23 protein-coding genes and 1 tRNA gene are annotated in these 24927 nt (G+C 71.9%); 11 read left to right on the top strand and 13 right to left on the bottom strand.

Annotated elements, in window-relative coordinates; genetic code table 11:
• Window positions 1–53: 53 nt before the first annotated feature.
• The 3 genes from rarD to ASE20_RS11450 form a co-directional block, all read right to left on the bottom strand.
• On the bottom strand, window positions 54–962 hold the full coding sequence (rarD, locus tag ASE20_RS11460; RefSeq protein ID WP_056894674.1) for an EamA family transporter RarD: 909 nt from the start codon (window positions 960–962) through the stop codon (window positions 54–56).
• A gap of 234 nt (window positions 963–1196) precedes the next feature.
• Window positions 1197–2279 carry a 2-oxoacid:ferredoxin oxidoreductase subunit beta gene (locus tag ASE20_RS11455; protein WP_225869148.1) on the bottom strand — a complete coding sequence of 361 codons (1083 nt, stop codon included), beginning with the start codon at window positions 2277–2279 and terminating at the stop codon, window positions 1197–1199.
• Between the two features lie 17 nt (window positions 2280–2296).
• Window positions 2297–4285 (bottom strand): 2-oxoacid:acceptor oxidoreductase subunit alpha, encoded by a 1989-nt coding sequence (locus ASE20_RS11450; RefSeq protein WP_056894672.1) that lies wholly within the window; start codon window positions 4283–4285, stop codon window positions 2297–2299.
• 349 nt (window positions 4286–4634) lie between these two features.
• Here ASE20_RS11450 and ASE20_RS11445 point away from each other — a divergent pair, with 349 nt between their 5' ends.
• The 5 genes from ASE20_RS11445 (at window position 4635) to ASE20_RS11425 (ending at window position 8946) form a co-directional block, all read left to right on the top strand.
• Window positions 4635–5666, top strand: a complete 1032-nt coding sequence (locus ASE20_RS11445) for an extracellular solute-binding protein (RefSeq protein WP_056894671.1) — start codon at window positions 4635–4637, stop codon at window positions 5664–5666.
• The gene (cysT, locus tag ASE20_RS11440; RefSeq protein ID WP_082612332.1) at window positions 5663–6532 is read left to right on the top strand and encodes a sulfate ABC transporter permease subunit CysT; all 870 of its coding nucleotides are present in this window, start codon (window positions 5663–5665) and stop codon (window positions 6530–6532) included. The genes ASE20_RS11445 and cysT overlap by 4 nt, the downstream gene beginning before the upstream one ends.
• On the top strand, window positions 6525–7373 hold the full coding sequence (locus ASE20_RS11435; RefSeq protein WP_056894670.1) for a sulfate ABC transporter permease: 849 nt from the start codon (window positions 6525–6527) through the stop codon (window positions 7371–7373). The genes cysT and ASE20_RS11435 overlap by 8 nt, the downstream gene beginning before the upstream one ends.
• Window positions 7370–8365, top strand: coding sequence for a sulfate/molybdate ABC transporter ATP-binding protein (locus ASE20_RS11430; RefSeq protein WP_056894669.1), 996 nt, complete (start codon window positions 7370–7372; stop codon window positions 8363–8365). The genes ASE20_RS11435 and ASE20_RS11430 overlap by 4 nt, the downstream gene beginning before the upstream one ends.
• A 128-nt stretch (window positions 8366–8493) precedes the next feature.
• Complete coding sequence (locus tag ASE20_RS11425; protein WP_056894668.1) at window positions 8494–8946, top strand: hypothetical protein; 453 nt, start codon at window positions 8494–8496, stop codon at window positions 8944–8946.
• Here the strand turns inward: ASE20_RS11425 and ASE20_RS11420 are convergent.
• Complete coding sequence (locus ASE20_RS11420; RefSeq protein WP_056894667.1) at window positions 8900–9385, bottom strand: SRPBCC domain-containing protein; 486 nt, start codon at window positions 9383–9385, stop codon at window positions 8900–8902. The genes ASE20_RS11425 and ASE20_RS11420 overlap by 47 nt on opposite strands.
• 29 nt (window positions 9386–9414) lie before the next feature.
• On the opposite strand from ASE20_RS11420, the gene ASE20_RS11415 reads away from it, so the two are divergent.
• The 3 genes from ASE20_RS11415 to ASE20_RS11405 all read left to right on the top strand — a co-directional run bounded on the left by ASE20_RS11415 (window position 9415) and on the right by ASE20_RS11405 (window position 11611).
• Window positions 9415–10449: a maleylacetate reductase gene (locus ASE20_RS11415; RefSeq protein WP_056894666.1), complete on the top strand. Its 1035-nt coding sequence runs from the start codon at window positions 9415–9417 to the stop codon at window positions 10447–10449.
• 84 nt (window positions 10450–10533) lie between these two features.
• Window positions 10534–11259 carry a DUF433 domain-containing protein gene (locus ASE20_RS11410; protein ID WP_157538498.1) on the top strand — a complete coding sequence of 242 codons (726 nt, stop codon included), beginning with the start codon at window positions 10534–10536 and terminating at the stop codon, window positions 11257–11259.
• Window positions 11260–11389: 130 nt separating this feature from the next.
• On the top strand, window positions 11390–11611 hold the full coding sequence (locus ASE20_RS11405; protein WP_056894664.1) for a hypothetical protein: 222 nt from the start codon (window positions 11390–11392) through the stop codon (window positions 11609–11611).
• An 18-nt stretch (window positions 11612–11629) separates the two neighbouring features.
• Here ASE20_RS11405 and ASE20_RS11400 read toward each other — a convergent pair whose 3' ends face one another.
• Together ASE20_RS11400 and ASE20_RS11395 are read right to left on the bottom strand one after the other, a co-directional pair.
• On the bottom strand, window positions 11630–12391 hold the full coding sequence (locus ASE20_RS11400; RefSeq protein ID WP_056894663.1) for a lytic transglycosylase domain-containing protein: 762 nt from the start codon (window positions 12389–12391) through the stop codon (window positions 11630–11632).
• Window positions 12392–12404: 13 nt separating this feature from the next.
• Window positions 12405–12896 carry a YajQ family cyclic di-GMP-binding protein gene (locus ASE20_RS11395; protein ID WP_056895160.1) on the bottom strand — a complete coding sequence of 164 codons (492 nt, stop codon included), beginning with the start codon at window positions 12894–12896 and terminating at the stop codon, window positions 12405–12407.
• 125 nt (window positions 12897–13021) lie between these two features.
• Between ASE20_RS11395 and ASE20_RS11390 the strand changes: the two genes are divergently transcribed.
• A tRNA-Tyr gene (locus ASE20_RS11390) sits at window positions 13022–13103 on the top strand.
• 65 nt (window positions 13104–13168) lie between these two features.
• Here ASE20_RS11390 and ASE20_RS11385 read toward each other — a convergent pair.
• Entirely contained in the window at window positions 13169–14539 is a 1371-nt protein-coding gene (locus ASE20_RS11385; protein ID WP_056894662.1) for an FAD-binding oxidoreductase, read from the bottom strand.
• 138 nt (window positions 14540–14677) lie between these two features.
• Between ASE20_RS11385 and ASE20_RS11380 the strand changes: the two genes are divergently transcribed.
• Window positions 14678–15820 (top strand): response regulator transcription factor, encoded by a 1143-nt coding sequence (locus ASE20_RS11380; protein ID WP_056894661.1) that lies wholly within the window; start codon window positions 14678–14680, stop codon window positions 15818–15820.
• A gap of 66 nt (window positions 15821–15886) precedes the next feature.
• On the opposite strand, the gene ASE20_RS11375 is transcribed toward ASE20_RS11380, so the two are convergent.
• From ASE20_RS11375 to ASE20_RS11350, 6 genes are all read right to left on the bottom strand, one after another.
• Complete coding sequence (locus ASE20_RS11375) at window positions 15887–16483, bottom strand: hypothetical protein (protein WP_225869086.1); 597 nt, start codon at window positions 16481–16483, stop codon at window positions 15887–15889.
• A 151-nt stretch (window positions 16484–16634) separates the two neighbouring features.
• Entirely contained in the window at window positions 16635–17678 is a 1044-nt protein-coding gene (locus ASE20_RS11370; RefSeq protein ID WP_056894660.1) for an ABC transporter ATP-binding protein, read from the bottom strand.
• Complete coding sequence (locus ASE20_RS11365) at window positions 17678–19015, bottom strand: ABC transporter permease (RefSeq protein WP_225869085.1); 1338 nt, start codon at window positions 19013–19015, stop codon at window positions 17678–17680. Before ASE20_RS11365 ends, ASE20_RS11370 begins: the two co-directional genes overlap by 1 nt.
• Window positions 19016–19212: 197 nt before the next feature.
• Window positions 19213–20226 (bottom strand): iron ABC transporter substrate-binding protein, encoded by a 1014-nt coding sequence (locus ASE20_RS11360; RefSeq protein ID WP_056894659.1) that lies wholly within the window; start codon window positions 20224–20226, stop codon window positions 19213–19215.
• Window positions 20223–22787, bottom strand: a complete 2565-nt coding sequence (locus ASE20_RS11355) for an AMP-binding protein (RefSeq protein ID WP_056894658.1) — start codon at window positions 22785–22787, stop codon at window positions 20223–20225. Before ASE20_RS11355 ends, ASE20_RS11360 begins: the two co-directional genes overlap by 4 nt.
• Window positions 22788–22833: 46 nt before the next feature.
• Window positions 22834–23304 carry a nitroreductase family deazaflavin-dependent oxidoreductase gene (locus tag ASE20_RS11350; protein WP_056894657.1) on the bottom strand — a complete coding sequence of 157 codons (471 nt, stop codon included), beginning with the start codon at window positions 23302–23304 and terminating at the stop codon, window positions 22834–22836.
• Between the two features lie 80 nt (window positions 23305–23384).
• On the opposite strand from ASE20_RS11350, the gene mptB reads away from it, so the two are divergent.
• Entirely contained in the window at window positions 23385–24926 is a 1542-nt protein-coding gene (mptB, locus tag ASE20_RS11345) for a polyprenol phosphomannose-dependent alpha 1,6 mannosyltransferase MptB (RefSeq protein WP_056894656.1), read from the top strand.
• Window position 24927 lies beyond the last annotated feature (1 nt).

Raw genomic sequence — 24927 nt, 5'->3', positions numbered from 1 at the left:
CAGGTGCCTGATGGCGCTCGCTTCGCTCGTGCATGTCGCGCCGCGCTGGCCGGCTACACCGCGCAGGCCTCGGCTGCTTCGGCGAGGACCCGCCGGTGGTGGCGCAGGGCCTCGACCGTGAAGATCGTCAGCGCCAGCCAGACCAGCCCGAAGCCCGCCCACCGTCCGGGCGGCATGCGCTCGTCGAGCAGGGTGATGCCGAGGACGAACTGGATCACCGGCGCGAGGTACTGCAGCAGGCCCAGCGTCGTCATCGAGACCCGCGTCGCGGCGGCGCCGAAGCACAGCAGCGGTACGGCGGTCACGACGCCGCTCGCGAGCAGCAGGGCCACGTGGCCCGCACCCTCACCGGTGAAGTGGCCGCGGCCGGCCGCGCCGAGCCAGGTCAGGTAGACGAGTGCGAACGGCGCGATGACGGCCGTCTCGAAGGCGAGGCTCTCGATCGCGCCGGCGCCGGCGGCCTTCTTCGCCAGACCGTAGGTCCCGAAGGAGAAGGCCAGCACCAGGGCGACCACCGGCGGCCGGCCGTAGTCGAGGGTCAGCACGGCGACGGCCACGAAGCCGACAGCGAGGGCCCACCACTGGAGCGGGCGCAGCCGCTCGCCGAGGACCAGCACGCCCATCAGCACCGTGACGAGCGGGTTGATGAAGTACCCGAGCGAGGTCTCCACGACGCGGCCGTTGTTGACGCCGTAGATGTAGGTGCCCCAGTTCGAGGTGATCGTGATCGCGGCGACGACCAGCAGGAGCACGGTCCGCCGGTCGCGGACCAGTGCGCGCAGCGCCGGCCCGCGTCCCAGCACGACGACGAGCAGGCCCATGACGACCACCGACCACACGATCCGGTGGGCCAGGATCTCGACGGCGCCGCTCGGCTCGAGCAGGGGCCAGAAGAGCGGGAAGGCTCCCCACAGGGCGTACGCCGTGACGCCCAGCAGGAAGCCCCGTCGCGCGTCATCCACGCGGCGAGCCTAGACGCCCGGTGACACGGAGTGTCCGTCGAGGAGGTCGAGCAGCCCGAGCCCTTCGCTGGTCGAGTGGCCCGAGCCCCTGGGCGAGGGGCGTATCGAGACCGCCCGCCGCGAGGGCTCGTCGATCTCGATACGCGCGTCGCGCCCTCGTTCCTCGGGCGCGGCGCTACTCGATCTGCCCGGCCGTCCGCGACGCCGCTCGTTCCTCGCGGCGTCGCGGGCCGGTCAGTCGATGGTCCAGGTGTCGCCGCCGTTGATGAGCGCGGTCAGGCGCTCCTCGGCGGTGCCCTTCGACGCGACGGCCTCGGAGGCGACGGCGACCTGGGCGCGCGCCTGGTCGTCGTACGTCGGCCGGTCGACCTGGCGGAAGATGCCGATCGGGCTGCGGTTGAGGTAGCCCGCGTCGGTGAGCCGCGAGATCGCGAACGCCGTGGAGGGGTCCGGGTTCTGGGCGTCGTGGACGATGATCGCGTCGGCCGCGGCGGACGCGGTGTCGACCACCTCGACGCCACCGCCCGCGCCGCGGACCAGGGCCTTGTCGCCGAGGCCGGTGGCCTCGTCCTGCACGCCGAAGGTGATCGGCTGGCCGTGCGTCAGCGGGATCAGGGCGTGGCTGTTGTCGCGGTCCTTGATGGCGTCGAAGGCGCCGTCGTTGAAGATCGGGCAGTTCTGGTAGATCTCGACGAAGGACGTGCCGCGGTGGGCTGCTGCGGCGGCGAGGACCGCGGTGAGGTGCTTGCGGTCGGAGTCGATGGTCCGGGCGACGAAGGAGGCCTCGGCGCCGAGGGCGAGGGAGACCGGGTTGAACGGGTGGTCGACCGAGCCGACGGGGGTGGACTTGGTGACCTTGCCGACCTCGGAGGTGGGGGAGTACTGGCCCTTGGTGAGGCCGTAGATCCGGTTGTTGAACAGCAGGATCGTCATGTTGACGTTGCGGCGCAGGGCGTGGATGAGGTGGTTGCCGCCGATGGACAGCGCGTCGCCGTCACCGGTGACGACCCAGACGGAGAGGTCCTCGCGGGCAGTGGCGATGCCGGTCGCGATCGACGGCGCGCGGCCGTGGATCGAGTGCATGCCGTAGGTGTCGAGGTAGTACGGGAAGCGGGAGCTGCAGCCGATGCCGGAGACGAACACGATGTTCTCGCGGCGCAGGCCGAGGTCGGGCAGGAAGGACTGGACGGCCTTGAGGACGGCGTAGTCGCCGCAGCCCGGGCACCAGCGGACCTCCTGGTCGGAGGAGAAGTCCTTGGCGGTCTGGGTCTCGCCCTCGGCGAGGGTCGGGACCAGGGCGGTGCCGAGGGACGGCATGGGGAGATCGATGGTGCTCATGCGTTCGGAGCCTCCTCGTGGTCGGCAGGAAGGTTGAGGCCGTGCTCGCCGAGGTTGACCTCGCGGCCCTCGGTCTCGCCGACGAGCGCACCGATCGCCTCGGCCAGCTCGGCGGCCTTGAGCGGCAGGCCGTAGACGTGGTTGTAGCCCTGGGCGTCGACGAGGTACTCCGCGCGCAGCATCTTGGAGAGCTGGCCGAGGTTCATCTCGGGGACGAGGACCTTGTCGTAGGACTTCAGGATCTCGCCGAGGTCCTTGGGGAACGGGTTGAGGTGGCGCAGGTGGACCTGCGCGACGTCGTACCCGGCTCGGCGGACGCGACGGCACGCGGCACCGATCGGGCCGTACGTCGAGCCCCAGCCGATGACGAGGACCTTGGCCTGGCCGGACGGGTCGTCGACCTCGAGCGGCGGGAGGGAGTCGGCGATCCGCTGGATCTTCTCCTGGCGGATCCGGACCATCTTGTCGTGGTTGGCCGGGTCGTAGGAGATGTTGCCGTGGCCCTCGCCCTTCTCGAGGCCGCCGATGCGGTGCTCGAGGCCGGGCGTGCCCGGGACGGCCCACGGACGGGCGTACGTCGCCTCGTCGCGCAGGTAGGGCCAGAACTCGGTGTCCTGCTCGCCCTTGGCGTTGGTGACGGTCTTGTTGGGCTCCGTGGCGAAGTTCGCGTCGATCACGGGCAGGTCCTCGACGGACGGGATCGCCCACGGTTCGGAGCCGTTGGCGAGGTAGCCGTCGGAGAGCAGGAAGACCGGGGTGCGGTAGGTGATCGCGATCCGCGCGGCCTCGACCGCGGCGGCGAAGCAGTCACCGGGCGACTGCGGCGCGACGATCGGGACCGGCGCCTCGCCGTTGCGGCCGTACATCGCCTGCAGCAGGTCGGCCTGCTCGGTCTTGGTCGGCAGGCCCGTGGACGGGCCACCACGCTGGACGTTGACGACCACCAGCGGCAGCTCGGTCATCACGGCCAGGCCGATCGCCTCGGACTTGAGCGCGATGCCCGGGCCCGAGGTGGTGGTGATCGCGAGCTGGCCGGCGAAGGAGGCGCCGATCGCGGCACCGATGCCGGCGATCTCGTCCTCGGCCTGCAGCGTGGTCACGCCGAACGCCTTGTGCTTGCTCAGCTCGTGGAGGATGTCCGAGGCCGGGGTGATCGGGTACGAGCCGAGGAACACGGGCAGGTTCGACCGCACGCCCGCAGCGACGAGGCCGTACGACAGTGCCAGGTTGCCGGTGATGTTGCGGTAGGTGCCGCTGGGCATCTTGGCGGGCTTGATCTCGTACTGGACGACGAAGGTCTCGGTCGTCTCGCCGTAGTTCCAACCGGCCTTGAAGGCCGCGATGTTGGCGCCGAGGATGTCGGCGACCTTCGCGAACTTCCGCTCGAGGAAGGTGATGGTCGGCTCGGTCGGGCGCCCGTACATCCACGACAGCAGGCCGAGCGCGAACATGTTCTTCGCGCGGGCGGCGTCCTTGCGGGACAGGCCGAACTCCTTGACGGCCTCGACCGTGATGCCGGTCAGGTCGACGGGCTGGACCTGGAATCCGGCCAGGATGTCGTCGACCTCGCCCAGCTTGTCGAGCGGGTTCGAGGAGTAGCCGGCCTTGTCGAGGTTGCGCTTGGTGAAGTCGTGGGTGTCGACGATGATCGTGGCCCCGCGCGGCAGGTCGCCGAGGTTGGCCTTGAGCGCGGCCGGGTTCATCGCCACCAGGACGTCGGGCCGGTCGCCCGCGGTGAGGATGTCGTGGTCGGCGAAGTGGATCTGGAACGAGCTGACCCCGGGGATGGTGCCCTGGGGGGCACGGATCTCGGCCGGGAAGTTCGGCAGCGTCACCAGGTCGTTGCCGAACACGGCCGACTCCTGGGTGAACCGGTCACCGGTCAGCTGCATGCCGTCACCGGAGTCGCCGGCGAACCGGATGATCACCCGGTCCAGCTGCTTGACCTGCTTCGTCTGGCTCACGTTCGGTCCAACTCTCTCCATGACAGTGTGCGGCGCCTGCTCCGAGCGAGGCCGAGGGCGGGCGCTGCTGATTCTACGGCCAAATCTAGAACGCGTTCCACTTTTGGTGGACACCTGTCCAGTTTCGCCGCGCGGGCCGCTGGGGCCGCGACCTCTCCACGATAGACGGCCGACTGCCGCCGACCCACGCGATGCCGCCAGATGGGCGCCGCGGACCCGGTCCGGCGAGCGTGCGCGCCACGCCGAACGTGGCCTGTGTCTCAAACTGTGTCTAGTAACTCGCCAATGTGTATTATTCCACTCGAATTTAGTGCGACCTTGCAGTGTGCAAGGCGCCACAGAGCAACACGGCAAGAAATGGGTGCATGACATGAAGCGAGTGATCAAGGCTGCGGCCCTGGCGATGACCGGCGCGCTGGCGCTGTCCGCCTGCGCCAGCACCGACGGTGGTAGCGACGACAGCGGCAAGACGATCAACATCGTCGGCTTCGCCGTCCCGGAGGCGGCCAACAAGGCTGCGGCCGAGGAGTTCAACAAGACCGAGGCCGGCAAGGACGTGACGTTCTCCGGTTCCTACGGCGCCTCGGGCGACCAGAGCCGCAAGGTCGTCGACACCAAGGGCAAGGACACCGACTACGTCGTGTTCTCCCTCGAGCCCGACATGACCCGCCTCGTCGACGCCGGTCTGGTCGACGAGAGCTGGAACCAGGGCGAGACCAAGGGCATCGTCTCCAGCTCCGTGGCCGTGATCGCGACCCAGGCCGGCAACCCGCTGGGCATCAAGGACTGGAGCGACCTCACTCGCGACGACGTCAAGATCGTCACCCCCGACCCCGCCAGCTCCGGCTCGGCGAAGTGGAACGTCCTCGCGCTCTACACCTACGCGAAGTCGACCGGTGCCACCGAGGCCGAGGCCGACGCCTTCCTCAAGAAGGTCTTCTCCCGCGTCACCACCTGGGCCGCCAGCGGCCGTGAGGCGACCGAGGCCTTCAAGAAGGGCGTGGGCAACGTCCTGCTGACCTACGAGAACGAGGCCATCCTGGCCAAGCAGAACGGCGAGGACCTCGACTACGTCGTGCCGAACCACACCTTCAAGATCGAGAACCCGGGCGCCGTGCTCAAGGACGCCGCCCCGGTCGCGACCGACTGGCTCGACTTCCTGCTCAGCGACGAGGGCCAGCTGGCCTTCGTGTCGAAGGGCTTCCGCCCGGTGACCGGCGTCGACATCGCCGGTGTCGAGGTGCAGGGTGCCAACGACCCGGCCAACCCGTTCCCGGCCGTGGCCGACCTCAGCACCGCCGCGGACCTCGGCGGCTGGAGCGCCATCAACAAGGAGTGGTTCGGCAAGGACGGCGAGAAGCTCCGCTTCGACAAGCTGTACGCCGAGGCCACGAAGCAGTGACGGACACCCTCGTTCCACCCGCAGGGCCGGCTCCTTCACGGGGCCGGCCCTCGGGCCGTGTCAAGGCCAGCTCGGGGCGCTTCCCGCTGACCGCCTCGTCGGGCATCGGCCTCGGCGTCGCGCTGGTGTGGTTCAGCGTCCTGGTGCTGATCCCGCTCGCCGCCGTCATCGGCGCCGCTGCGGCCGGCGGCTGGGGTGCGTTCTGGGACACCCTGACCGACGCCCAGACCTTCGCCGCGCTCCGGCTGACCGTGGTCGAGGCGCTGCTGGTGACCCTCGCCAACGCGGTGATCGGCACGATCGTGGCGTGGGTGCTGGTCCGCGACCAGTTCTTCGGCAAGCGGCTGCTCGACGTCGTCATCGACATCCCGTTCGCGCTGCCGACGATCGTCGCCGGCCTGATCCTGCTCAGCCTCTGGGGACCGGACAGCCCGGTCGGGGTCAACATCGTGAACACCCGGCAGGGCATCTTCCTGGCCCTGCTCTTCGTGACCCTGCCGTTCGTCGTACGGACCGTCCAGCCGGTGCTCATCGAGCTGGACGCGGACGTCGAGGAGGCCGCGGCGTCGCTGGGCGCCTCGCGGTTCACGACCTTCCGCCGGATCATCCTGCCGAGCCTGGTGCCGGCGATCGCGGCCGGCTCGTCGCTCGGCTTCGCACGCGCCATCAGCGAGTTCGGCTCGCTGGTGCTGATCTCGGGCAACACGCCGTACGAGACCGAGGTCGCCTCGCTGAAGATCCTGAAGTTCCTCGAGGGGGACAACCAGGACGGTGCGGCCGCCGTGGCGGTACTGCTGCTGATCGTGGCGGTGCTGACGATCGTGGCGCTCGACGTCATCTCGCGAAGGGTGGCGCGTCGTGGCTGACACCCGAGAGATCCGGGCCCGCAAGGGACCGGTGACCTACCTCCTGCGGATCTTCGTGATCACCTACCTCGCCGTGCTGGTCATCTGGCCGCTCTACGAGGTCGGCAAGCAGACGTTCGCGCCGACCAAGGAGGGCGCCGAGGGCGGCATCTCCGCGTTCCTCGAGCGGCTCAGCGACCCGTCGGTGAGCTACGCCTTCAACCTCACCGGGACCGTGGCGTTCTGGGCAGTGCTGATCAACACCCTGTTCGGGGTGGGCATCTCGCTGCTCATCGTCCGCTACCAGTTCCCGGGGCGGCGGATCCTCTCCGTGCTCGTCGACCTCCCGATGTCGGTCTCCCCGGTCGTCGTCGGTCTCGCGCTGGTCCTGGCCTACAGCACCGGCAAGGGTTGGTTCGGCGAGGCGCTCGAGGGGGTCGGCATCTTCATCATCGGTACGACGCCCGGCCTGATCATGGCCACCGCGTTCGTGAGCCTCCCACTGGTGATCCGCGAGATCGTGCCCGTCCTCGAGGAGATCGGCACCGACGCCGAGATGGCGGCGAGCAGCCTCGGCGCCAGCGGGTGGCAGACCTTCCGCCGGATCACGCTGCCGAGCATCAAGTGGGCCGTGATCTACGGCGTCGTGCTGTCGATGGCCCGCTCCCTCGGCGAGTTCGGTGCGGTGAAGATCGTCAGCCCCGGCGCCGAGCTCCGTGGCGAGACCGCCACCCTCCTCATCCAGAACCGCTACACCAACTACGAGGAGCCCACGGCGTACGCCGCCGCCTTCGTGCTCGTGCTCGCCTCCGTGCTGGCCCTCGTGGTGGTCTCCCTGATCCGCAAGGAGGATCACTCATGAGCATCGAAGTACGCGGTGTCAACAAGTCGTACGGCGACTTCGTGGCACTGCAGGACATCAACGTCTCCCTGCCCACCGGCCAGCTGACCGCCCTGCTCGGGCCGAGCGGTGGCGGCAAGTCCACCCTGCTGCGGATCATCGCGGGCCTCGAGTCCGCCGACGGCGGCTCGGTCGAGATCGAGGGCACCGACGCGACCCGGCTGCCGCCGCAGAAGCGCAACGTCGGCTTCGTGTTCCAGCACTACGCCGTCTTCAAGCACATGACGGTCGCGAAGAACGTCGCCTTCGGCCTCGAGATCCGCAAGCGTCCCAAGGCCGAGATCAAGGCCAAGGTCGCCGAGCTGCTCGAGCTGGTGCACCTGTCGCAGTTCGCCCACCGGCTGCCCTCGCAGCTCTCGGGCGGCCAGCGCCAGCGCCTCGCGCTGGCCCGCGCCCTGGCGGTCGAGCCGTCGGTCCTGCTGCTCGACGAGCCGTTCGGCGCACTCGACGCGAAGGTCCGCAAGGAGCTGCGCGACTGGCTGCGCCGCCTGCACGACGAGGTCCACGTGACCACGGTCTTCGTGACCCACGACCAGGAGGAGGCCCTCGAGGTCGCCGACGAGATCGTGGTCATCAACGAGGGCCGGATCGAGCAGATCGGCACCCCCGACCAGCTGTACGACGAGCCGGCCAACGACTTCGTCATGGGCTTCCTCGGCGAGGTCACCCAACTCGGCGGCGTCCGCCTCCGTCCGCACGACATCGACCTGTCGACCACCCCCGGCGCGCCCCACGCGCTCGCCGGCGTGATCGTCCGGGCGCTGCGGGTGGGCTTCGAGGTCCGCTTCACCGTCGAGGTCGAGGGCCAGACCGACCCCGCACTCGTCGTGCTGTCCCGCACCCACGCCCGGGCGCTGGACCTCGACGTGGGTGCCAAGGTGTGGTTGCGCCCGACGACGGGCGCGACGTCCGTGCCGGTCATCGGCGCCGGCCTCGGCGTGGCCACGGCCTGAGTCCGCTGCTGCTTGTAACTCGGTGTTCGTACCTACTGCCACGGAGTCCTGACCGGTCAGGACTCCGTGGCAGAACACCCGGACACCGAGTTACAAGCGGTTGACCGTCTTCCCCCTAGGCTGAGCGGGTGAGCTACCTCCGAGCGACCAGGGTCCTGTGCTGGCTGCTCGGGATCGCGCTGGTCGTCTCGGTCGTCCACTACGTCGACAACTATGTCAACTACGACGACTACCCGCTGCCGGCGGACGACGCGACGATCCCGGCGCCCTCGGCCGGCCTGGTCGCCTTCGCCTGGTTCCTGTTCACCGCGTTCGGCGGCATCGGCCTGCTGCTGTGGTTCCGCCGGCACATCACGACTGCTGCGATCTTCCTGACCGGCTACTCGCTCTCGGGCCTGATCGGCATCCTGCACTACACCGTGCCCGGTGCCAGCGACATGGTCTGGTGGCGCCAGACCCACGTCGTCGCCGACATCGTCTGCGGCGCGGCGGTCCTCGGGTTCGCGCTGTGGGCGGCGCGGAACTCCAGCGAGCTCATCCCTCCGGGGTGGAAGCCGTCCACTCCTCAGCGCGACGCTTGAGGCCCTCGGCGTGACGGCGGAAGCCGTCCGCCACCCGGCCCGGCCCGGCGAGCTTCACGAGCGGGCCGGAGAACTCCTCGACGGTGTCGTACGACGTCGGCCCACCTGCCTGCTGCGTGAGCCGCTGGTGGCGCACGCCCCGGACCAGGCCGAGCCTCGACGGCAGGCCCTCGTAGACGTAGGACATGACAGCGGTCGTCGTACCGGTGGCGGGGTCGGTGGTCGGACCGTCGAGCGCCGTGATCCGCTCGGGGGAGCGGGTGCGCCGGCCGTTGGCCCAGACCACGTGCAGCACGATCGGGTTGCCGACGGCCGCCGGCTGCGCGGTGTCGGCGCGCTCGACGAAGGGGTTCCACTCGCCGTACCGCTCCGTGTCGAGCATGACCGCCCAGACCTGGTCGATGGGCGCGTCGATGGTGATGCTGGCCGACGGGTTCATGGCCGCATGATGCCCGATAGCGTCGTGCCATGGTGATCGTCCACGAGACCGCGCCGTCGCGGGTCCTGCTCGGAGCCGGGGCCCGGCACGCCGTACCGGACGAGGTGGCGCGGCTCGGCGCCCGCCGGGTGCTGGTCGCCGCGACCGGCTCCGCCCGGTCCGCCCGCGACGAGGTCTGGGCCGCGCTCGGCGAGCGCGCGGCGGCCCGCTTCGACGGCGCCGTCGTGCACACGCCGGTGGCGGTGACCGACGAGGCGATGGCGGTCGTGGAGGCCTCCGGCGTCGACGCCGTCGTCACCATCGGCGGCGGCTCCGCGATCGGCCTCGGCAAGGCGGTCGTCGCCCGCACCGGCATCCCGCACGTCGCGGTGCCGACCACCTACGCCGGCTCCGAGGTGACGCCCGTCCTCGGCGAGACCCGCGACGGCGTCAAGGAGACCCGCCGCGAGGCGGGCCTGCTCCCCGGCACCGTCGTCTACGACGTCGAGCTCACCCTCGGCATGCCCGTCGGCCTCACGCTCACGAGCGCCGTCAACGCGCTGGCCCACGCGGTCGAGGCGCTGTGGGCGCCGGACGCGACGCCGGTCAGCGACGCGCTCGCGACGGAGGCCTCGCGCCTGCTGCTGTCGTCCTTCCCGGCGGTGCTCGCCTCGCCGGGCGACGTCGCGGGCCGGACCGCGCTGCAGGAGGGCGCCTGGCTCGCCGGCACCTGCCTCGCCACCGTCCGGATGGGCCTGCACCACCAGCTCGCCCACGCCCTCGGCGGCACCTTCGACCTCCCGCACGCCGAGCTCCACACCCTGCTGCTCGCCCACGTGGTCCGCCACAACCTCCCCGCCGCCCCCGCGGCCGCTGCGCGACTGACGGCGATCGCCGGGGGAGACCCCGCCGCGGCGATCGCGACTCTCGCCGCGTCGTACGACGGGCCGCGGCGCCTCCGCGACCTCGGGGTCCCGGCCGACGGCCTGCGGGCCGTCGCCGAGCGGGTGGCCGCGTCGCCGTACCCGAACCCGGGGGCGACGGACGCGGACGCCGTCGAGGCGGTGCTGCGCGCCGCGTGGTGACCGGGTGGGTCAGTCCCTCGGCTGTGGAGAACCGGTCATTGAATCGGCGCGTGCGCCATGATGGAACTCGGGGAGGGAGACGCGATGACTGTTCTCGACATGCCGGCGGCCGTCGACAAGTTCGACGCGCCGCTCTACACCCAGTCCGAGGCTTCGCGCTTCCTCGGGCTGTCGGAGACGACGTTCCGCAACTGGGCACGCGGCTACCGGGTCGTGCGCGCCGGGCGCGAGGTGGTCGGCATTCCCGTGATCACTGCCGTCGCCAAGGAGGGGGCCCGGTCGCCGGACATCCCGTTCGTCGGGCTGGCCGAGGGCTACGCGTTGGCGGCCATCCGACGTTCGGGTGTGCCGCTCCAACGGATTCGCCCCGCTCTGGAGGTGTTGGCCAAGGAGATGGGGCTCCCGCACGCTCTGGCGTCGGACCGGTTGTTCACGGACGGAGCCGAGGTGCTGTTCGACTACGCGGCGACGGCCGACCCGAGCGAGAGCGCAGCAGTGCGCGAGCTGGTCGTCGTCCGGGACGGTCAGCGGGTGTTCGCCGACGCGGTCGAGAGCTACCTCCAACGGATCGTGTTCGGTGACGACGGGTTCGCTCAGGCGCTGCCGCTTCCCGGGTTCAGCCGTGCCGAGGTCGTCGCTGACGTTCGGCGTTCCTTCGGACAACCGATCTTCAGCCGGGGAGGTGCCCGCCTCGAGGACGTGTTGTCGCTGTTCCGGGCGGAGCGCGACCTGAGCGTCGTCGCCGAGGAGTTCGGCATCCCGCGGTCCGACCTGGAGGACGTCCTGGCGACGCTTCTCCCCGTGCACTAGCGGGACCAGGGTTCCGCGACCGTGCCCCGGTTCTTCCTCGATCGGAGCCTGGGCCGGATCGCGGTGCCGCGCGCCCTGCGTGCCGACGGTTGGGATGTCGTCACCCTCGCTGAGCACTACGGCATCCCTCGTGAGGAAGGACGAGCGGATCCGGTATCGCACCGGGGAGAGGGAGGCCCTGATCCGTCACGGTGTGCGTGCCATCTGCCTGACGTCGGGCAATCTCGCCGGCGCGGCGATGGCAGACCTGCTGATCGCGCAGCGAGTCGAGATCGAGACGGCAGCGTCGGGGGAGGGGCCGGCGTTGTTCGTGTTGTCGCAGCAGGGGCTGCGGGAGATCGTCCTCGAATGACCTCTGGGCCTGAGTGCCTCAGTGCGCCCGCTCGGCGTAGGTGTTCGCCAGCTGCGCGATGTCGGCGACGTAGGCGTCGGAGTGGTTGTAGCTGAACACCGCCTGCCGCCAGGCCTCCGGGCTGTCGAGCTCGCCGCTGTGGCAGAGGTAGCGACCCGCGGCAAGGGCCGCGTCGTCGATCTGGTTCGGGTCGGCGATGCCGTCGCCGTTGGCGTCGGCGGCCCAGGTCTCCCAGGTCGACGGGATGAACTGCAGCGGGCCGACGGCGCGGTCCCACCGGGTGTCGCCGTCGAGCGAGCCGCCGTCGGTGTCGTGCACGGACCCGAACGCGCCGCCGTCGAGCGCCGGGCCGCGGATGGCGGGCCTCGGGTAGCCGTCGGTGCCGAGCACCGAGCCGTGGATGGAGCCGTGCGCGGACTCGATGCCGCCGAGCGCGGCGATGGTGTTCCACGCGACCTTGCAGTCGGGCTGCTCGGCCGCGACCTGCAGGTGGGCCCGGGCGTACGCCGACAGCGCCCGCACGGGGATGCTCGTCGCGGCCGACGTCCTCGCGAGCCAGGCGTCGTCCGGGCGGTACGGGTCCGCGACCACGCCGGACTGCCCCTGGGCGCGCCCCACGGTGGCGGCGGCGGTGGGCCCGCCGACCGGCCCGGTGCGGGCCGGCGGCGGCAGGGTGTCGCCCTGGCCGGCGTACGCGACGGCGACGATCAGGCCGGTCAGCACGGCGAGGCCGAGGGTCACCGCCCCGATCGCGACGAGGAAGGCGCGGTCGCGGGTCACGGGTGGGAAGGGGTCAGCGGTAGTTGGTGAACTGCACCGCGAAGTCGTAGTCCTGACCCTTCACGAGCGCCTGGACGGCCTGCAGGTCGTCGCGCTTCTTGGAGGAGATCCGCAGCTCGTCGCCCTGGATCTGCGCCTTGACGCCCTTGGGGCCCTCGTCGCGGATCAGCTTCGAGATCTTCTTGGCGTCCTCGGAGGTGATGCCCTCCTTGAGGGTGATGCCGATCTTGGAGACCTGGCCGGACTGGCGCGGCTCGGAGGCGTCGAGGATCTTGAGCGACTGGTTGCGCTTGATCAGCTTGTCCTGGAACACGCTCAGCACGGCGCTCGCGCGGTCGTCGGCGGAGGCGCTGATCTCGATGGCCTGCTCGCCCTTCCACTCGATGGTGGCGCCGGTGCCCTTGAAGTCGAAGCGGGTGGAGATCTCGCGCGCGGTTTGTCCGAGGGCGTTGTCGACCTCCTGGCGGTCGATCTTGCTGACGATGTCGAAGGAGGAGTCGGCCATGGTGGTCACCTGCGCGTCGTTGAGGTTTTCGGCTGGACGGTACTGCTGCGCTATTGTTTCGCGTCGTCGCCGACCTTCCAACTCAGGAACGTTCCATAGGCAGGGAACGGGTCGGTGACAAGCCCGGCAGATTGCCCGAGCGGCCAAAGGGAGCTGACTGTAAATCAGCCGGCATTGCCTACGTAGGTTCGAATCCTGCATCTGCCACGGGTACGACGAGGGGCCCGGTCCACCAGGACCGGGCCCCTCGGCGCATCTGCGGGTCGGGTGACTCAGAGGCCGTGGTTGGCGACGAACACCCGGTTCGGGTCGGCCACGTCGCGGGCCCGGCACAGCGCGGCCCAGTCCTCGCCGTCGTAGAACCGGCTCGAGTCGACCCGGGTCTCGGTGAAGGTCGGAACCAGGTTCGCGCGCGACCACGCGGAGAGGGCGCGGACCACGCCGAAGGCGGCGGCCCGTCCGGCCACCGCGGCCTGCGGCTCGGGAGCCATCGCGACGCAGAAGAGCGCGTACTCGCCGGGGATCGCCGAGAGCGCACCGCCGCGTGCGTCCGGGCGGGCGAGGGCGCCGCCGAGGTGGCGCAGCTCGGCGGCGAGCAGGCCGGTGCGGGTGCCCGGGCCGACCTGCTCGAGGAAGACCTCGACGCCGGCCGCGTCGAGGGAGCCGAGCACGCTGTGGTCGGCGACCGCGGGCGACGGGCCGGGCGGGTCCATGTGGACCTCGAGCAGGGCGGTGGCCGGGATCCGGCCGAAGGTGTCCATCTCGGGAGCGAGGGCACGGAGCGGTGCGAGCAGTGCGGCCGCGTCGTCGTCGGACTCGAGCACGGCGCCGTCGATGACGACCAGGTCGCGCCCGGACAGGAACGGCGGCAGCTCGGGCAGCGGCGGGAAGCTCATCACCCGCAACGAGGTGGTCGCGCTCTCGGGCGCGGTCCGCGTCCACGCGACCCAGGCGGGGACCACCTCGGGCGCCCGCTCGCGGTCCCAGAGCAGCATGCCGGCGTACACGTCGGCGTGGGGGAGCAGCTCGAGCTCGATCGCCACGACGACGCCGAAGTTGCCGCCGCCCCCGCGGACCGCCCAGAACAGGTCCGGGCTCTCCGTGGCCGACGCGCGCCGCAGCGCGCCCTCGCCGGTCACGATCTCGATGGCGGTCACCGCGTTCGCGGCGAGGCCGTGCTGGCGCCCGTAGAAGGAGAGCCCGCCGCCGAGCACGAACCCGGCGACCGCGACGTCGGGAGCCGAGCCGTGCAGCGCCGTCATGCCGTACGACGACGCCGCCGCGACCACGTCCTGCCAGAGCGTGCCGCCGACGACCCGCGCGGTGCGGGTGTCCGCGTCCACGGTGACGCCCGTGAGCTCGGAGAGCCGGACGATCACGACGCCGCCGAGCTCGAGCTCGCCGAGGGCCGCGGCGCCGTGGCCGGTGCTCTGCGGCGCGACCCGGAGGCCGGCGGCCGCGGCGGCCCGGACGACGTCCTGGACCTGCTCGACGGTGCGGGGCACGGCCACGGCGGCCGGGCGCTGGTCGACGGCGAGGTTCCACGGCGTGCGGGCCGCGTCGTACCCGGCGCTGCCGGGGAGGTGGACCTCGCAACCGGAGGCGAGGCGGGTGAGGGGAGCGATGTCGGGAGTCGTTGTCATGGGGCAAATCTGAGGCTGCCGGAACGGCGCGGACCATCCCACGGGCGCGGGTGAATTTCCGCCGTACGCGGCTGGGATCGAGCCCTCCCCAGAAATGTGGGATACCGCGGACGCGGGGCCTTCGGTCACACTGCTGCCATGGCCCGAGGACTGACCGCTGAGCGTGTGCGCCAGGACGTCGACGTGGTCGCGCGCGCCGGGCTCGACCTCGAGACCTTCCTGGCCGAGGCCGTGGAGTCGGTACGACGAGCGGTCCCGTGGGTGAGCGCCTGCGTCGGTACCCACGACCCCAGCACGGTGATGCTGACGACCGCCCGCAAGTTCGGCGACCTGAGCGAGACCGACAGCCGCGACCACGAGTTCGGCCTGATCGAGTACGGCGACCCCGAGGCGACCTCCTTCATCGAGCTCGCCCGCTCGGACATGTCCGCGGCCAGCGTCCACCTGCTCACGGGCGGGGAGATCGGCCGGTCGCGTCGGATGGCGGACTTCCACCTGCCGAACTTCGGCTACCGCGACGAGCTGCGTGTGACCTACCGCTCCGGCGGGGAGGTCTGGGGCGGCATGGGCCTGTTCCGCGGTTCCGACGACCGTCCGTTCGACGCCGAGGAGGTCGCCTTCATCGCCTCCCTCGCCGCGCCCTTCGCCCGCGGCGTGCGCACCGGTGTCCTCGCCCGCCTCGCCGAGGTGCCCGCCCCCGCCCTCGGGGACGGCGTCACCCCGTCCGGCCCGGCGGTCGTGATCGTGGGCCCCGACAACGCCATCACCCAGCTCACGCCGGCCGCCCAGCACCGGCTGGACGAGATGGCGATGGGTCCGGCCCACGCCGTACCGTCCGTCGTCGCGGGCCTGATCGCGGCCGCCCGTCGCTACGCCCGCGGCGAGTCCCAGGACCCGGCGCGTTGCCGGGTCCGGACGCCCGGCGGCATGTGGTTGGTGCTCCAGGCCGGACCGCTGAGCGCGTTCAACGACCGGGACGGCGACATCGTGCTGACCATCGAGGAGGCGCGACCGCCGGAGATCGTCTCGCTCGTCGTGGCCGCCTTCGGGCTGACCACCCGCGAGCGGGACGTGACCCAGCTGGTGCTGCAGGGCGTGGACACGAAGGAGATCGCGCAGACGTTGCACCTGTCGTCGTACACGGTCCAGGACCACCTCAAGTCGGTCTTCGACAAGGCCGACGTCCGGTCGCGACGCGAGCTGATCGCCAAGGTCTACTTCGACCAGTACGTCCCGCGGCGCGGCCAGGAGGTCGGCGCCTCCGGCTGGTTCAGCGGCTGAGGGCGCGCGGGTCGGCGTACGTCGACGGCCCGCCCCGGGGGGACGGGCCGTCGAGGTCGCGCGGGGTCAGCGCAGGACCGGGAAGCGACGCACGAGCCGCGTCCTCGCCCACGTCGTGCCGAGTCCCCAGGTGTCGCCGGCGAGGGTCAGGGCGAACACGACGACCGCGACCGCACCGATCAGGTGGTCGTCGATCACCGGGTTGTTCTCGAGCGGGAGCGAGGCCAGCCACATCAGCAGGTAGAGCGCGCCGCCGGCGACGGCCGTGACCCGGACGCCGATGCCGAGCGTCAGGGCGATGCCGATGCCGGCGAGGCCGATCATGAACATCCAGTCCGCCCACGCGTCCCCGGCGATGCCGTTGAAGAAGTCGTGCATCGGGTTGTCCGCGGGAACGCCGAAGCTCAGGAAGCCGAACGTCGGGCTGCCGCCGTGGATCCACGCGTCGGGACCGAAGCGGTCGACCGCACCGGTCTCGCTGTTGGCGCCGGTGGCGTAGCCGAGGGCCAGGAGCTTGTCGAGGAACGCCCAGAGGAAGGTGAGCCCGAACCCGATGCGCAGGACGGCGAGACCGCGGCGGGCCGCGCTGTGGGTGATGATGTCGCGCTCGACCATCACGTCGAGCGTGGCGGGCTGGGCGCCGGCCTTGTGCAGGGTGGACATCGCTGCTCCGTTCCGGGGGTTTCGGTTCCCCTCGTTCGTGCCGGGTTGGTCTCACCAGCCTCGTCGCGGAGGTCGTCGGCGAGCAGGGCCACGATGCCGTCGTACGGGGGGACCTTCGTCCCCCTGCTCCCGCGCCTCCGCCTGCTGAGGGTCAGCCCGGGAAGGCCACGACCTCGCCCACGACGCCCACGCCGACCCGGTCGCCCGCCTGCGGAACGGAGTCGGCAGGGGTGCGGGCGGCGACCTCCTCGCCAGAGGCGAGCCGCAGCCGGATGGTGGCGTCGTGGCCGAAGAAGCTGACGTCGACGACCTCGCCCGGCGTACCGGAGCCGTCGGTGCGGATCTGGAGCTGTTCGGAGCGTACGGCGAGCTGGGCCGCCCCGGCGCCCTGACCGGCCGCCACGCGGACCCGGACGACACCGAGGGCGCAGGTGCCGCTGCCCTCGCCGTCGACGGTGCCGGGCAGGAGTGAGGCGTGGCCGAGGAAGGACGCGACGCGCGGGTCGGCGGGCTCGAGGTAGACCGTGGCGGGCGGGGCGACCTGGAGGAACTGGCCGGCGGCCATCACCGCGACCTGGTCGGCGAGCGAGAGGGCCTCGCCTTGGTCGTGCGTCACCAGTACGGCGGCGGCCGAGGCCGCCCGCAGGGCCCGGACGACCGCGCGTCCGGTCTCCTCGCGCAGCCCGGCGTCGAGGGACGAGAAGGGCTCGTCGAGCAGCACCAGGCTGGGCCGCGGGGCGAGCGCGCGGGCGAGCGCGACCCGCTGCTGCTGGCCGCCGGACAGCTCGTGCGGGTAGCGCGATGCGGTCGACGGGTCCAGCTCGACCATCGCGAGCGCCTCCTCGACGACACCGGCGACGGACGCCCCTCGGCGGGTTGCGCGGGGCAGACCGAAGGCGATGTTGCGGGCGACGGTGAGGTGCGGGAAGAGCGCGCCTTCCTGCGGGACGTAGCCCAGGCCGCGACGTCGGGCGGGGACGGTGCGCCCGTCGCCGACCACCGGCGTACCGGCGACGGTGATCGAGCCAGCGCTGGGCTCCACGAAGCCGGCGACGGCACGCAGCAGGGTGGTCTTGCCGCAGCCCGACGAGCCGAGGATCGCGGTCACGCCGGCGGCGACGGTGAGGTCCAGTCCCTGCAGCACGGTCGTGCGGCCGTAGCCGGCGGCGAGTCCGCGGATCTCGAGCGCGGTCATCAACGCCCCCTTGTCGAGAGTCGGGCCAGCAGCCACGTGGACGGGATGGAGAGGACGATCAGGGCCAGGGCGTAGGGCGCGGCGGCGCCGTACTCGATCGAGGAGGCGTCGGACCAGAACTTCGTCGCGAGGGTCTCGGTGCCGATCGGCGACAGCAGCAGGGTCGCGGTCAGCTCGGTCGAGACCGCGAGCGCGACGAGGGCCGCCGCCGACGCCAGACCGGGTAGGACGAGCGGCAACGTCACGCGCCGGGCCACCTCGGGACCGTTGCAGCCCAGGCTGCGCGCGACCTCCTCGAGGCCGGGCGGCACCAGCTCGAACGTGCCGCGGACGCTGACGACCGCGCGCGGCAGGAACAGGATCAGGTAGCCCGCGACCAGCAGCGCGAGGGTCTGGTACAGGTCGGGGACCGCGCGGATCGACACGGTGACCAGCGCGAGCGCGATCACGATGCCGGGCATCGCGCTGGCGGTGTAGACGCTGCGCTCGATGGTGGTGGTGAGCCATCCGCGGTGGCGGACGGCGAGCCAGACCACCGGGATGGCGGCGACCGTCGTCACCGCGCCGCCGAGCACCGCGAGGAGCAGGGTGTTGCCGAGCGCGCTGGTCAGCTCACCGGTCTCGAGCCCGGTCGACGTACCGCGGACCAGCCACCGCGCCAGCGCGACGAGCGGGACGCCGAGCGACCAGACCACCAGCCCCGCCAGGGCGACGAGCACGACCGGCCGCCTCCGGCCGAGCGGGATCCGGACCATCTCGCGGCTCGCTCCGGCGCCCACCCGCGAGCGCGGCCGGCGCCCGCGCAGCAGCGCCTCGATGCCGAGCAGGAGCAGGCAGAAGGTGACCAGCACGAGCGCCAGCAGGGTGGCGGCCGGGCCGTTGAAGACGGTGGCGTACTGCTGGAGGATCGCGGTCGTCAGGGTCGGGTAGTTGAGGAGCTGGAGGGCGCCGTACTCCGCCAGGAGGTGCAGGCCCACCAGCAGTGCCCCGCCCAGCACCGCCGGGCTGATCGCCGGCAGCGTGACGCGCAGGAAGACCTGCCACGGACCCTTGCCCAGCGCCGTCGCGACCTCCTCCACCGCCGGGTCGAGCCGGCGCAGCGCGGCGACCGTCGGCAGGTGGACGAGCGGGTAGTACGACAGGGTCACGACCATCACCGCGCCCGGGAACGACTGCACCGCGTGGGTCGTGGAGACCCAGCCGAAGCCGTTGACGAACGCGGGTACGGCGAGCGGCGCGCACAGCAGACCGTGCCACCACCCCCGACCCGGTACGTCGGTCCGTTCGACCACCCACGCCCCGGCGACCCCGACGACCACGCTGGTCAGCACCCCCACCACGAGCAGGCGGGAGGTGTTCCAGAGCAGCTCGCCGATCCGGGGTCGCCACAGGAACTCGCCGGCCTCGCCCGGCCCCAGCTCGGCGGTGGTCCACAGGACGTAGCCGAGGGGGACGAGGGCCAGGCCGGCGACGGCCAGGCCGACGAGCAGGAGGGCCGGGGTCGCGCGGGTGGTGCGGGCGGTGGCGGTGCCGATCAGAGGAAGCCGACCTCCGTCATGAGGTCCACGACCTTCTTGGCATCCAGGTCGGACACGTTGACGTCCGGCGGCTGCAGCTCGTCGAACGGCTTGGCCACGCCCTCGAGCTGCACGGCCGGGTTGAGCGGGTACTCCAGCGCGTAGCTGTCGGCCAGGACCTGCTGGCCCTTCTCGTTCACGAGGAACTCGACGAACTTCTCGGCCTCGGTCTTCATGTCGCTGGACGCGAGCACGCCGGCGCCGGAGACGCTGACGAAGGCACCCGGGTCCTGGTTGCCGAAGTAGTACTGGGAGGAGTGGTCGCTGACGTCGCCACTCTCCTTGTGGTCGCGCTCCCAGTAGTAGTGGTAGACGATGCCGACCTCGACCTCGCCCGAGTTCACGGCCTCGAGGACGAGGTTGTTGCCGTCGTAGACCTTGCCGTTGGCCTTGATGCCCTCGAGCCACGCCTTGGTGGTCTGCTCGCCCTCGAGGTCGAGCATCCCGGCGACGATGGCCTGGAAGTCGGCGCCGGTGGGCGAGAACGAGATCCGGCCCTTCCACTCCGGCTTCGCCAGGTCGAGGATCGACGCTGGCAGGTCGGACTCCTCCACCTGGTCGGTGTTGTAGACGAGCGTCGTGGACCGGGCGACGAAGCCGGTCCACAGGCCGCTGCGCGGGCGGTACTGCGCGGGGATGACGTCGAGGATGTCGCTCGGCAGCTTCGAGAACAGCCCGGCGGCCTCGACCTGCGACATGGCGGGGGAGTTCTCGGTCAGGAAGACGTCGGCGGGCGACGCCTTGCCCTCCTGCACCAGCTGGTTGGACAGCTCGAGGTCCTTGCCGTTGCGCAGCTCGACCTCGATGCCGGTCTCCTTGGTGAACTCCGGCGCGAGCTCCTTGAGCAGCTGCTCGTGCTGCGCGTTGTAGATCACCAGCTTCGGTTCGTCGTCGCCGCAGGCGGCCAGGAGCGGGGCGAGGAGGGTGAGGGCGGCGACGCCGAGGCCGGCACGGACGAGCTGCTTCTTCATCGGGCTTCCTGTCGGATGGTGTGGTTCGGAGCGTAGTGGTGGGGTCGGGGCCGCTCGATCAGGCGGGTCCATGAAGGGATCCGCTCGCCGATGCGCCACGCGAGGACGCCGATGGCGAGCGAGGCGAGCAGGCCGCCGAGGGGCCAGCGGTTCTCCAGGTGCGGGTACACCTGCCAGTGGGTCAGGTAGATGTGGAGGGACGCGCTGGCGAGCGTTCCGGTCACGCCGATCAGGGCCCGCGGCCACGGAACCGTCGGCAGCCAGACCAGCGTGAGCACGCCGATCGCGATGATCAGGTCCCGCTGCGTGTCGCCGGTGAAGCCCCACGTGCCGAGCAGCAGCAGGCCGCTCACCAGGGCCCGCTGGGGCACGGTCCGGGCGACCGCAGCGGCCCAGCCGCCCAGGAACAGCCACGCGACGAACACCGACGAGTGGATCACGTCGCCGTCGTACGACGACGCGGTGGCCCAGAAGCGGGGGACGAGCGCGACCGCGGTCAGCCCCACGGCCAGCGCGAAGCGGTGCCGGCGCTCGAGTGCCATCACGCGCGGGACCGAGGTGAGCAGGCCGGCGCCGACGGCGAGCACCAGCGCCACCTCGACGAACCAGAAGTGCCAGGCGGGTTCGGACCAGCGGGCGCCGCCGAGCAGGTCGTTGAGCAGGAACACCGTGCGCCACGGGTAGTCGCCCGTGACGAGGTGGACGGCGCCGATCCAGGCGACGGAGGGGACCGCGATCCGGGCAGCCGCACGCCCGACGCGGCGCAGGCGTTGGCGCGCGTGCTCGTCGGTGAGGTGGAACCGGGCGAAGTTCGCGCCGGCGACGGCGAGCAGCACGTGGGCTCCGCCGACGAGCAGCCAGAGGTTGGTGTGGGAGCCGACGATCATCACGATGGCGAGTGCGCGCAGCGGGATCGTCGTGTCGATGCGCGCGAACCGGCGCTGCCTCGTCGTCCCGGTGGCGGGATCGCCGTCGAGGAGGGCGAGGTCCGCGATGGTGTGCTCCTGCCAGTCCGACGGCAGCCGTCCCAGCCGGCGCTCGAGGCGCAGCGACAGCTCGACGTACGACAACGAGTCGCCGCCGAGGGTCACGAAGGAGTCCTGCGGTCCCACGAGGTCGCGGCCGAGGACCCGGCCGTAGAGGCGCACGAGCGAGCGGACCGGGGAGTCGTGGCCGCCCTCGGCGACGGCCTCCAGACGGGCGACGGCCTGCGTGTCGAGCTTGCCGTTGGGCAGCCGCGGCAGGTCGTCGACGGGCACGACGCGGACGGCATGCGCGGGGAGCCCGGTGTCGACCACGACGGCGGCCGCCACCTCCGCGAGCGCCGGCCCGTCCGCCGCACCCGGAACGGCGACGACGAGCTGCTCGGCGTCGGCGGCCTCCGCGCACCCGGCCTCGTGCCCGCCCAGGGCGAGCAGCGTCTGCACCCGGTCGAGGTCGATGCGCTGCCCGAACAGCTTGGCGAAGCGCGAGCGGCGCCCGACGATCTCGACCAGGCCGTCCGGCCCGATCCGCGCCAGGTCGCCGGTGCGCAGCTCGTCCAGCTCGGGTCCACGCGCGAGGTCGGCGGGCGACTCGGCGTACCCCATCATCACGTTGGGGCCGGCGTAGACCAGCTCGCCGACGCCGGGCTCCGCACCCTCGACGGGGTCGATCCGGAGGCTGCCGCCGGGGATCGCGATGCCGACGGCGTGCGGGTGGGTGGTCGTCAGGTGCGGCGGCAGCCAGGCCATCCGTGCGGTCGCCTCGGTCTGGCCGTACATGACGACCAGCTCCCAGCCCTCGACCCTGCCCTGCTCGGCCAGCGTGCGCACGCGCTCGGGGGACATCCGGCCGCCGGCCTGGGTGACCTGGCGCAGCGTGGGCAGCTCGGGCCAGCCGGCGGCGCCCAGCAGGTCGAAGGTGTAGGGCACGCCGGCGAACGAGGTCACCCCGTGACGGCGGGCGTCGGCCCACAGGGCCGGCTCGGTCACCGACCGGTCGTCGAGGAGGAGCGCTGCGCCCGCCGCGAGGTGGCTGTGCAGCACCGAGAGGCCGTAGCAGTAGTCGAGGGGGAGGGTCGTCAGCGCGAGGTCGCCTGCGCCCAGCCCGAGGTACGACGCGATGGCGGTCGCGTTGCTGGCGAGGTTGTCGGCCGAGAGCCGCACCAGCTTGGGGGAGCCGGTCGAGCCGGACGTGCTCAGCAGCAGCCGCAGGTCGGGGTGGAGCTCCGGCGCGGTGACGCCCGTCGGGCACCAGCCGTGCTCGTCGTACGCCATCGAGGTGGCGTACGCCGCCGCGATCCCCGCGTCGCCGGTGAGGAGGGTGGTGTGGCCGCCGGTCAGGGCGGCCAGCCAGGCGACGACGAACTCGATCGTCGGGGCCGGGGTGAGGCGGACCAGGTGCCGGCTGCCGGCCGGGGTGAGCGCCTCGAGTGCGTCCCGGGAGGAGGCGGCGAGGCGGTCGAGCTCGGCGTAGGTCACCGAGCGGTCGGCGGTCCTGAGGGCGGGGCGGTCACCGTGGCGCGCGAGGTCGGTCGCGAAGCCCGCGACCAACGGTGCACCGACCGTGCCTTCCCCCATGCCCAGCAGGGTAAAGCAAGGCTGGCCTCAGGACGGAAAGCCTGTCCTAAGTGGTGGGCGTGAGGAGGAAGACCGGGATGACCCGGTCGGTCCACTCGACGTACTTGTCGTAGTTGGGCCACACGGTGACCATGTGCCCCCACGCGCGGTCCTTCTCCTCGCCGGTCAGCTCGCGCCAGGTGCAGACGTGGTGGCGGCGGTGGTAGTCGACCTCGACCGTCTCGGCGGCGCGCAGGTTGGCCGACCACACCGGCGGCTTCGGGGCGCCGAACGACGAGCCGGCGATCAGCCATCCGCCCTGCCACGGCACGCAGAGCAGTGGCGTGGAGCGCGGGATCCCGCTCTTGCGGCCCTTCACCGTCAGCAGCAGGCTCGGGAGTCCCGCGAGGCCGACGAGGCTGACCCGGCGCCCGGTGAGGCGCTGCAGGTGCTGGTCGGTCCAGGTGATCTGGGGGAGCAACTTCGGCATCCACGGCTGCGAGCCGAGCTTGATCGCGACCGGCGTGAACAGACCCATGCGCCGAACTGTAGAGGCCCACCCGCACCGTTGCCCCGCCGTTCAACCTCCCGATGCCGGGAGCCCCTACGGTCCGCTTCGTGATCACGCGCGGACTCGTCGGTGGGGTGCTGGTGTTCCTCGGCGGTCTCGTCACCTCCACGTTGCCCCAGTCGACACCCGTGCTGCGCCTGGCGTTCCTCGGCTCGCTGCGCGGCCACGAGGTCGGCCGGATGCTCGGGCTGGTGCTCGTCCTGGCCGGGCTCGGGCTGCTCGCGAGCGCCTGGCTGCAGCTGTGCCGCACCGTCGCGGTCGGCGACCGGGAGACCGGCGACCCGCAGGACGGGGTCGCCCTGGTCCGGTTCGCGTCGGCGGTGTGGTGCGCGCCGCTCGTGCTCGCACCGCCGCTCTTCTCGCGGGACGGCTGGTCCTACGCCGCCCAGGGGATGCTCGCCCGGGTCGGGCTCTCGCCGTACCAGTGGGGGCCGGGTGCGCTGGCCCCCGACAACTTCCTGCCGCTGCCGACCTGGCTCACCGCGCCGCCGATCGTGCAGGCGGTGGACCCGCTGTGGTGGGACACCGCGACGCCGTACGGACCGGTGCCGGTGTTCTTCGGCGCGATGGTCGCCGGCACGACCGGCAACCCGTGGATCCTGGTCGTCGCGCACCGCTGCCTCGCGCTGGTCGGGCTCGCCCTGCTCGCCTGGTCCGTGCCGCGGCTGGCCCACTGGACCGGCGCGAACCCGGCGGTCGCCTCCGCCGTCGTCCTGGTGTCGCCGCTGATGGTCGCCAATGGCGTCGCCGGTCTCCACAACGACCTGCTGATGGTCGGCCTGATGGCCGCCGCCCTCGTCGTCGCCGCCGAGCGCGGCTGGGTGTGGGGCGCGATGCTCGCCGGCGTCGCCGCCGGCGTGAAGGTGCCCGGCGGCCTGGTGTGCGTCGGCATCGCCCTCGTCTCGCTGCCCGTCGGCGCCGCGCTCCTGCCGCGCCTGCGCCGCCTCGCCGCCGTCGCCGCGGTCTCGGTCGGCACGCTGCTCGGCCTCGGCGTGATGACCGGCCTCGGCAACGGCTGGCTGCACGCGCTCACCGTCCCCGGCGAGGTGAACACCCCGCTGTCCGCGACCACCCTCGTCGGCGGCGTGCTCGACTTCCTCGCGCTGCACCTGGGCGTCGGCACCGAGCCCGCCTTCTTCCGCGACCTGGTCCGCGCCCTGGGCCTGCTGGCCGCGCTGGGGATCGGTGCGTGGGTCGCGCTGCGCTGGGACACCGGCTCGCGTCGTACGGCGCTCGCGGGGGTGGCCGCCGCGGGCAGCGCCTTCGTGCTGCTCTCTCCGGTCGTGCATCTCTGGTACTTCCTGATGCTGCCGCCGTTCCTCGCGACCCAGCGGCTCCGCCCGCACCTGATGGGCGCCCTCGTCGGAGTCTCGATGCTGCTCGGCCTCGTCGCCCCCCTCGACTCCTCGCTGCACGGCGCCTACTACGCCATCGTGCTCGGCTCCATGACCGTCGCCCTCCTGCTGCCGGTGCTCCTGCTCACCCGCGGTGCCCGCGAGTCCGTCGCCCGCGTCGTCGCCCCCCTCGCCGCCCTCGACTCCCTCGCCCCCCTCACCCCCGCGGCACCCGCCGAGCTCGAGCCCCTCTGAC

Source organism: Nocardioides sp. Root240, from assembly GCF_001428825.1.
In the GTDB taxonomy this organism is placed as follows: domain Bacteria; phylum Actinomycetota; class Actinomycetes; order Propionibacteriales; family Nocardioidaceae; genus Nocardioides.
The sequence above is the reverse complement of the archived record's forward strand: the minus strand, read 5'-3'. Positions and strand labels throughout refer to the sequence as shown.

Coding starts and splice junctions, on each gene's coding strand:
- ASE20_RS11415 (WP_056894666.1), top strand. CDS start 9,415: ATGGTGATCGTCCACGAGACCGCGCCGTCGCGGGTCCTGCTCGGAGCC.
- ASE20_RS11420 (WP_056894667.1), bottom strand. CDS start 9,385: ATGAACCCGTCGGCCAGCATCACCATCGACGCGCCCATCGACCAGGTC.
- ASE20_RS11370 (WP_056894660.1), bottom strand. CDS start 17,678: ATGACCGCGCTCGAGATCCGCGGACTCGCCGCCGGCTACGGCCGCACG.
- ASE20_RS11375 (WP_225869086.1), bottom strand. CDS start 16,483: ATGTCCACCCTGCACAAGGCCGGCGCCCAGCCCGCCACGCTCGACGTG.
- ASE20_RS11410 (WP_157538498.1), top strand. CDS start 10,534: ATGACTGTTCTCGACATGCCGGCGGCCGTCGACAAGTTCGACGCGCCG.
- ASE20_RS11450 (WP_056894672.1), bottom strand. CDS start 4,285: ATGGAGAGAGTTGGACCGAACGTGAGCCAGACGAAGCAGGTCAAGCAG.
- ASE20_RS11380 (WP_056894661.1), top strand. CDS start 14,678: ATGGCCCGAGGACTGACCGCTGAGCGTGTGCGCCAGGACGTCGACGTG.
- ASE20_RS11455 (WP_225869148.1), bottom strand. CDS start 2,279: ATGCCGTCCCTCGGCACCGCCCTGGTCCCGACCCTCGCCGAGGGCGAG.
- ASE20_RS11430 (WP_056894669.1), top strand. CDS start 7,370: ATGAGCATCGAAGTACGCGGTGTCAACAAGTCGTACGGCGACTTCGTG.
- ASE20_RS11360 (WP_056894659.1), bottom strand. CDS start 20,226: ATGAAGAAGCAGCTCGTCCGTGCCGGCCTCGGCGTCGCCGCCCTCACC.
- ASE20_RS11395 (WP_056895160.1), bottom strand. CDS start 12,896: ATGGCCGACTCCTCCTTCGACATCGTCAGCAAGATCGACCGCCAGGAG.
- ASE20_RS11385 (WP_056894662.1), bottom strand. CDS start 14,539: ATGACAACGACTCCCGACATCGCTCCCCTCACCCGCCTCGCCTCCGGT.
- ASE20_RS11350 (WP_056894657.1), bottom strand. CDS start 23,304: ATGGGTCTGTTCACGCCGGTCGCGATCAAGCTCGGCTCGCAGCCGTGG.
- ASE20_RS11445 (WP_056894671.1), top strand. CDS start 4,635: ATGAAGCGAGTGATCAAGGCTGCGGCCCTGGCGATGACCGGCGCGCTG.
- ASE20_RS11355 (WP_056894658.1), bottom strand. CDS start 22,787: ATGGGGGAAGGCACGGTCGGTGCACCGTTGGTCGCGGGCTTCGCGACC.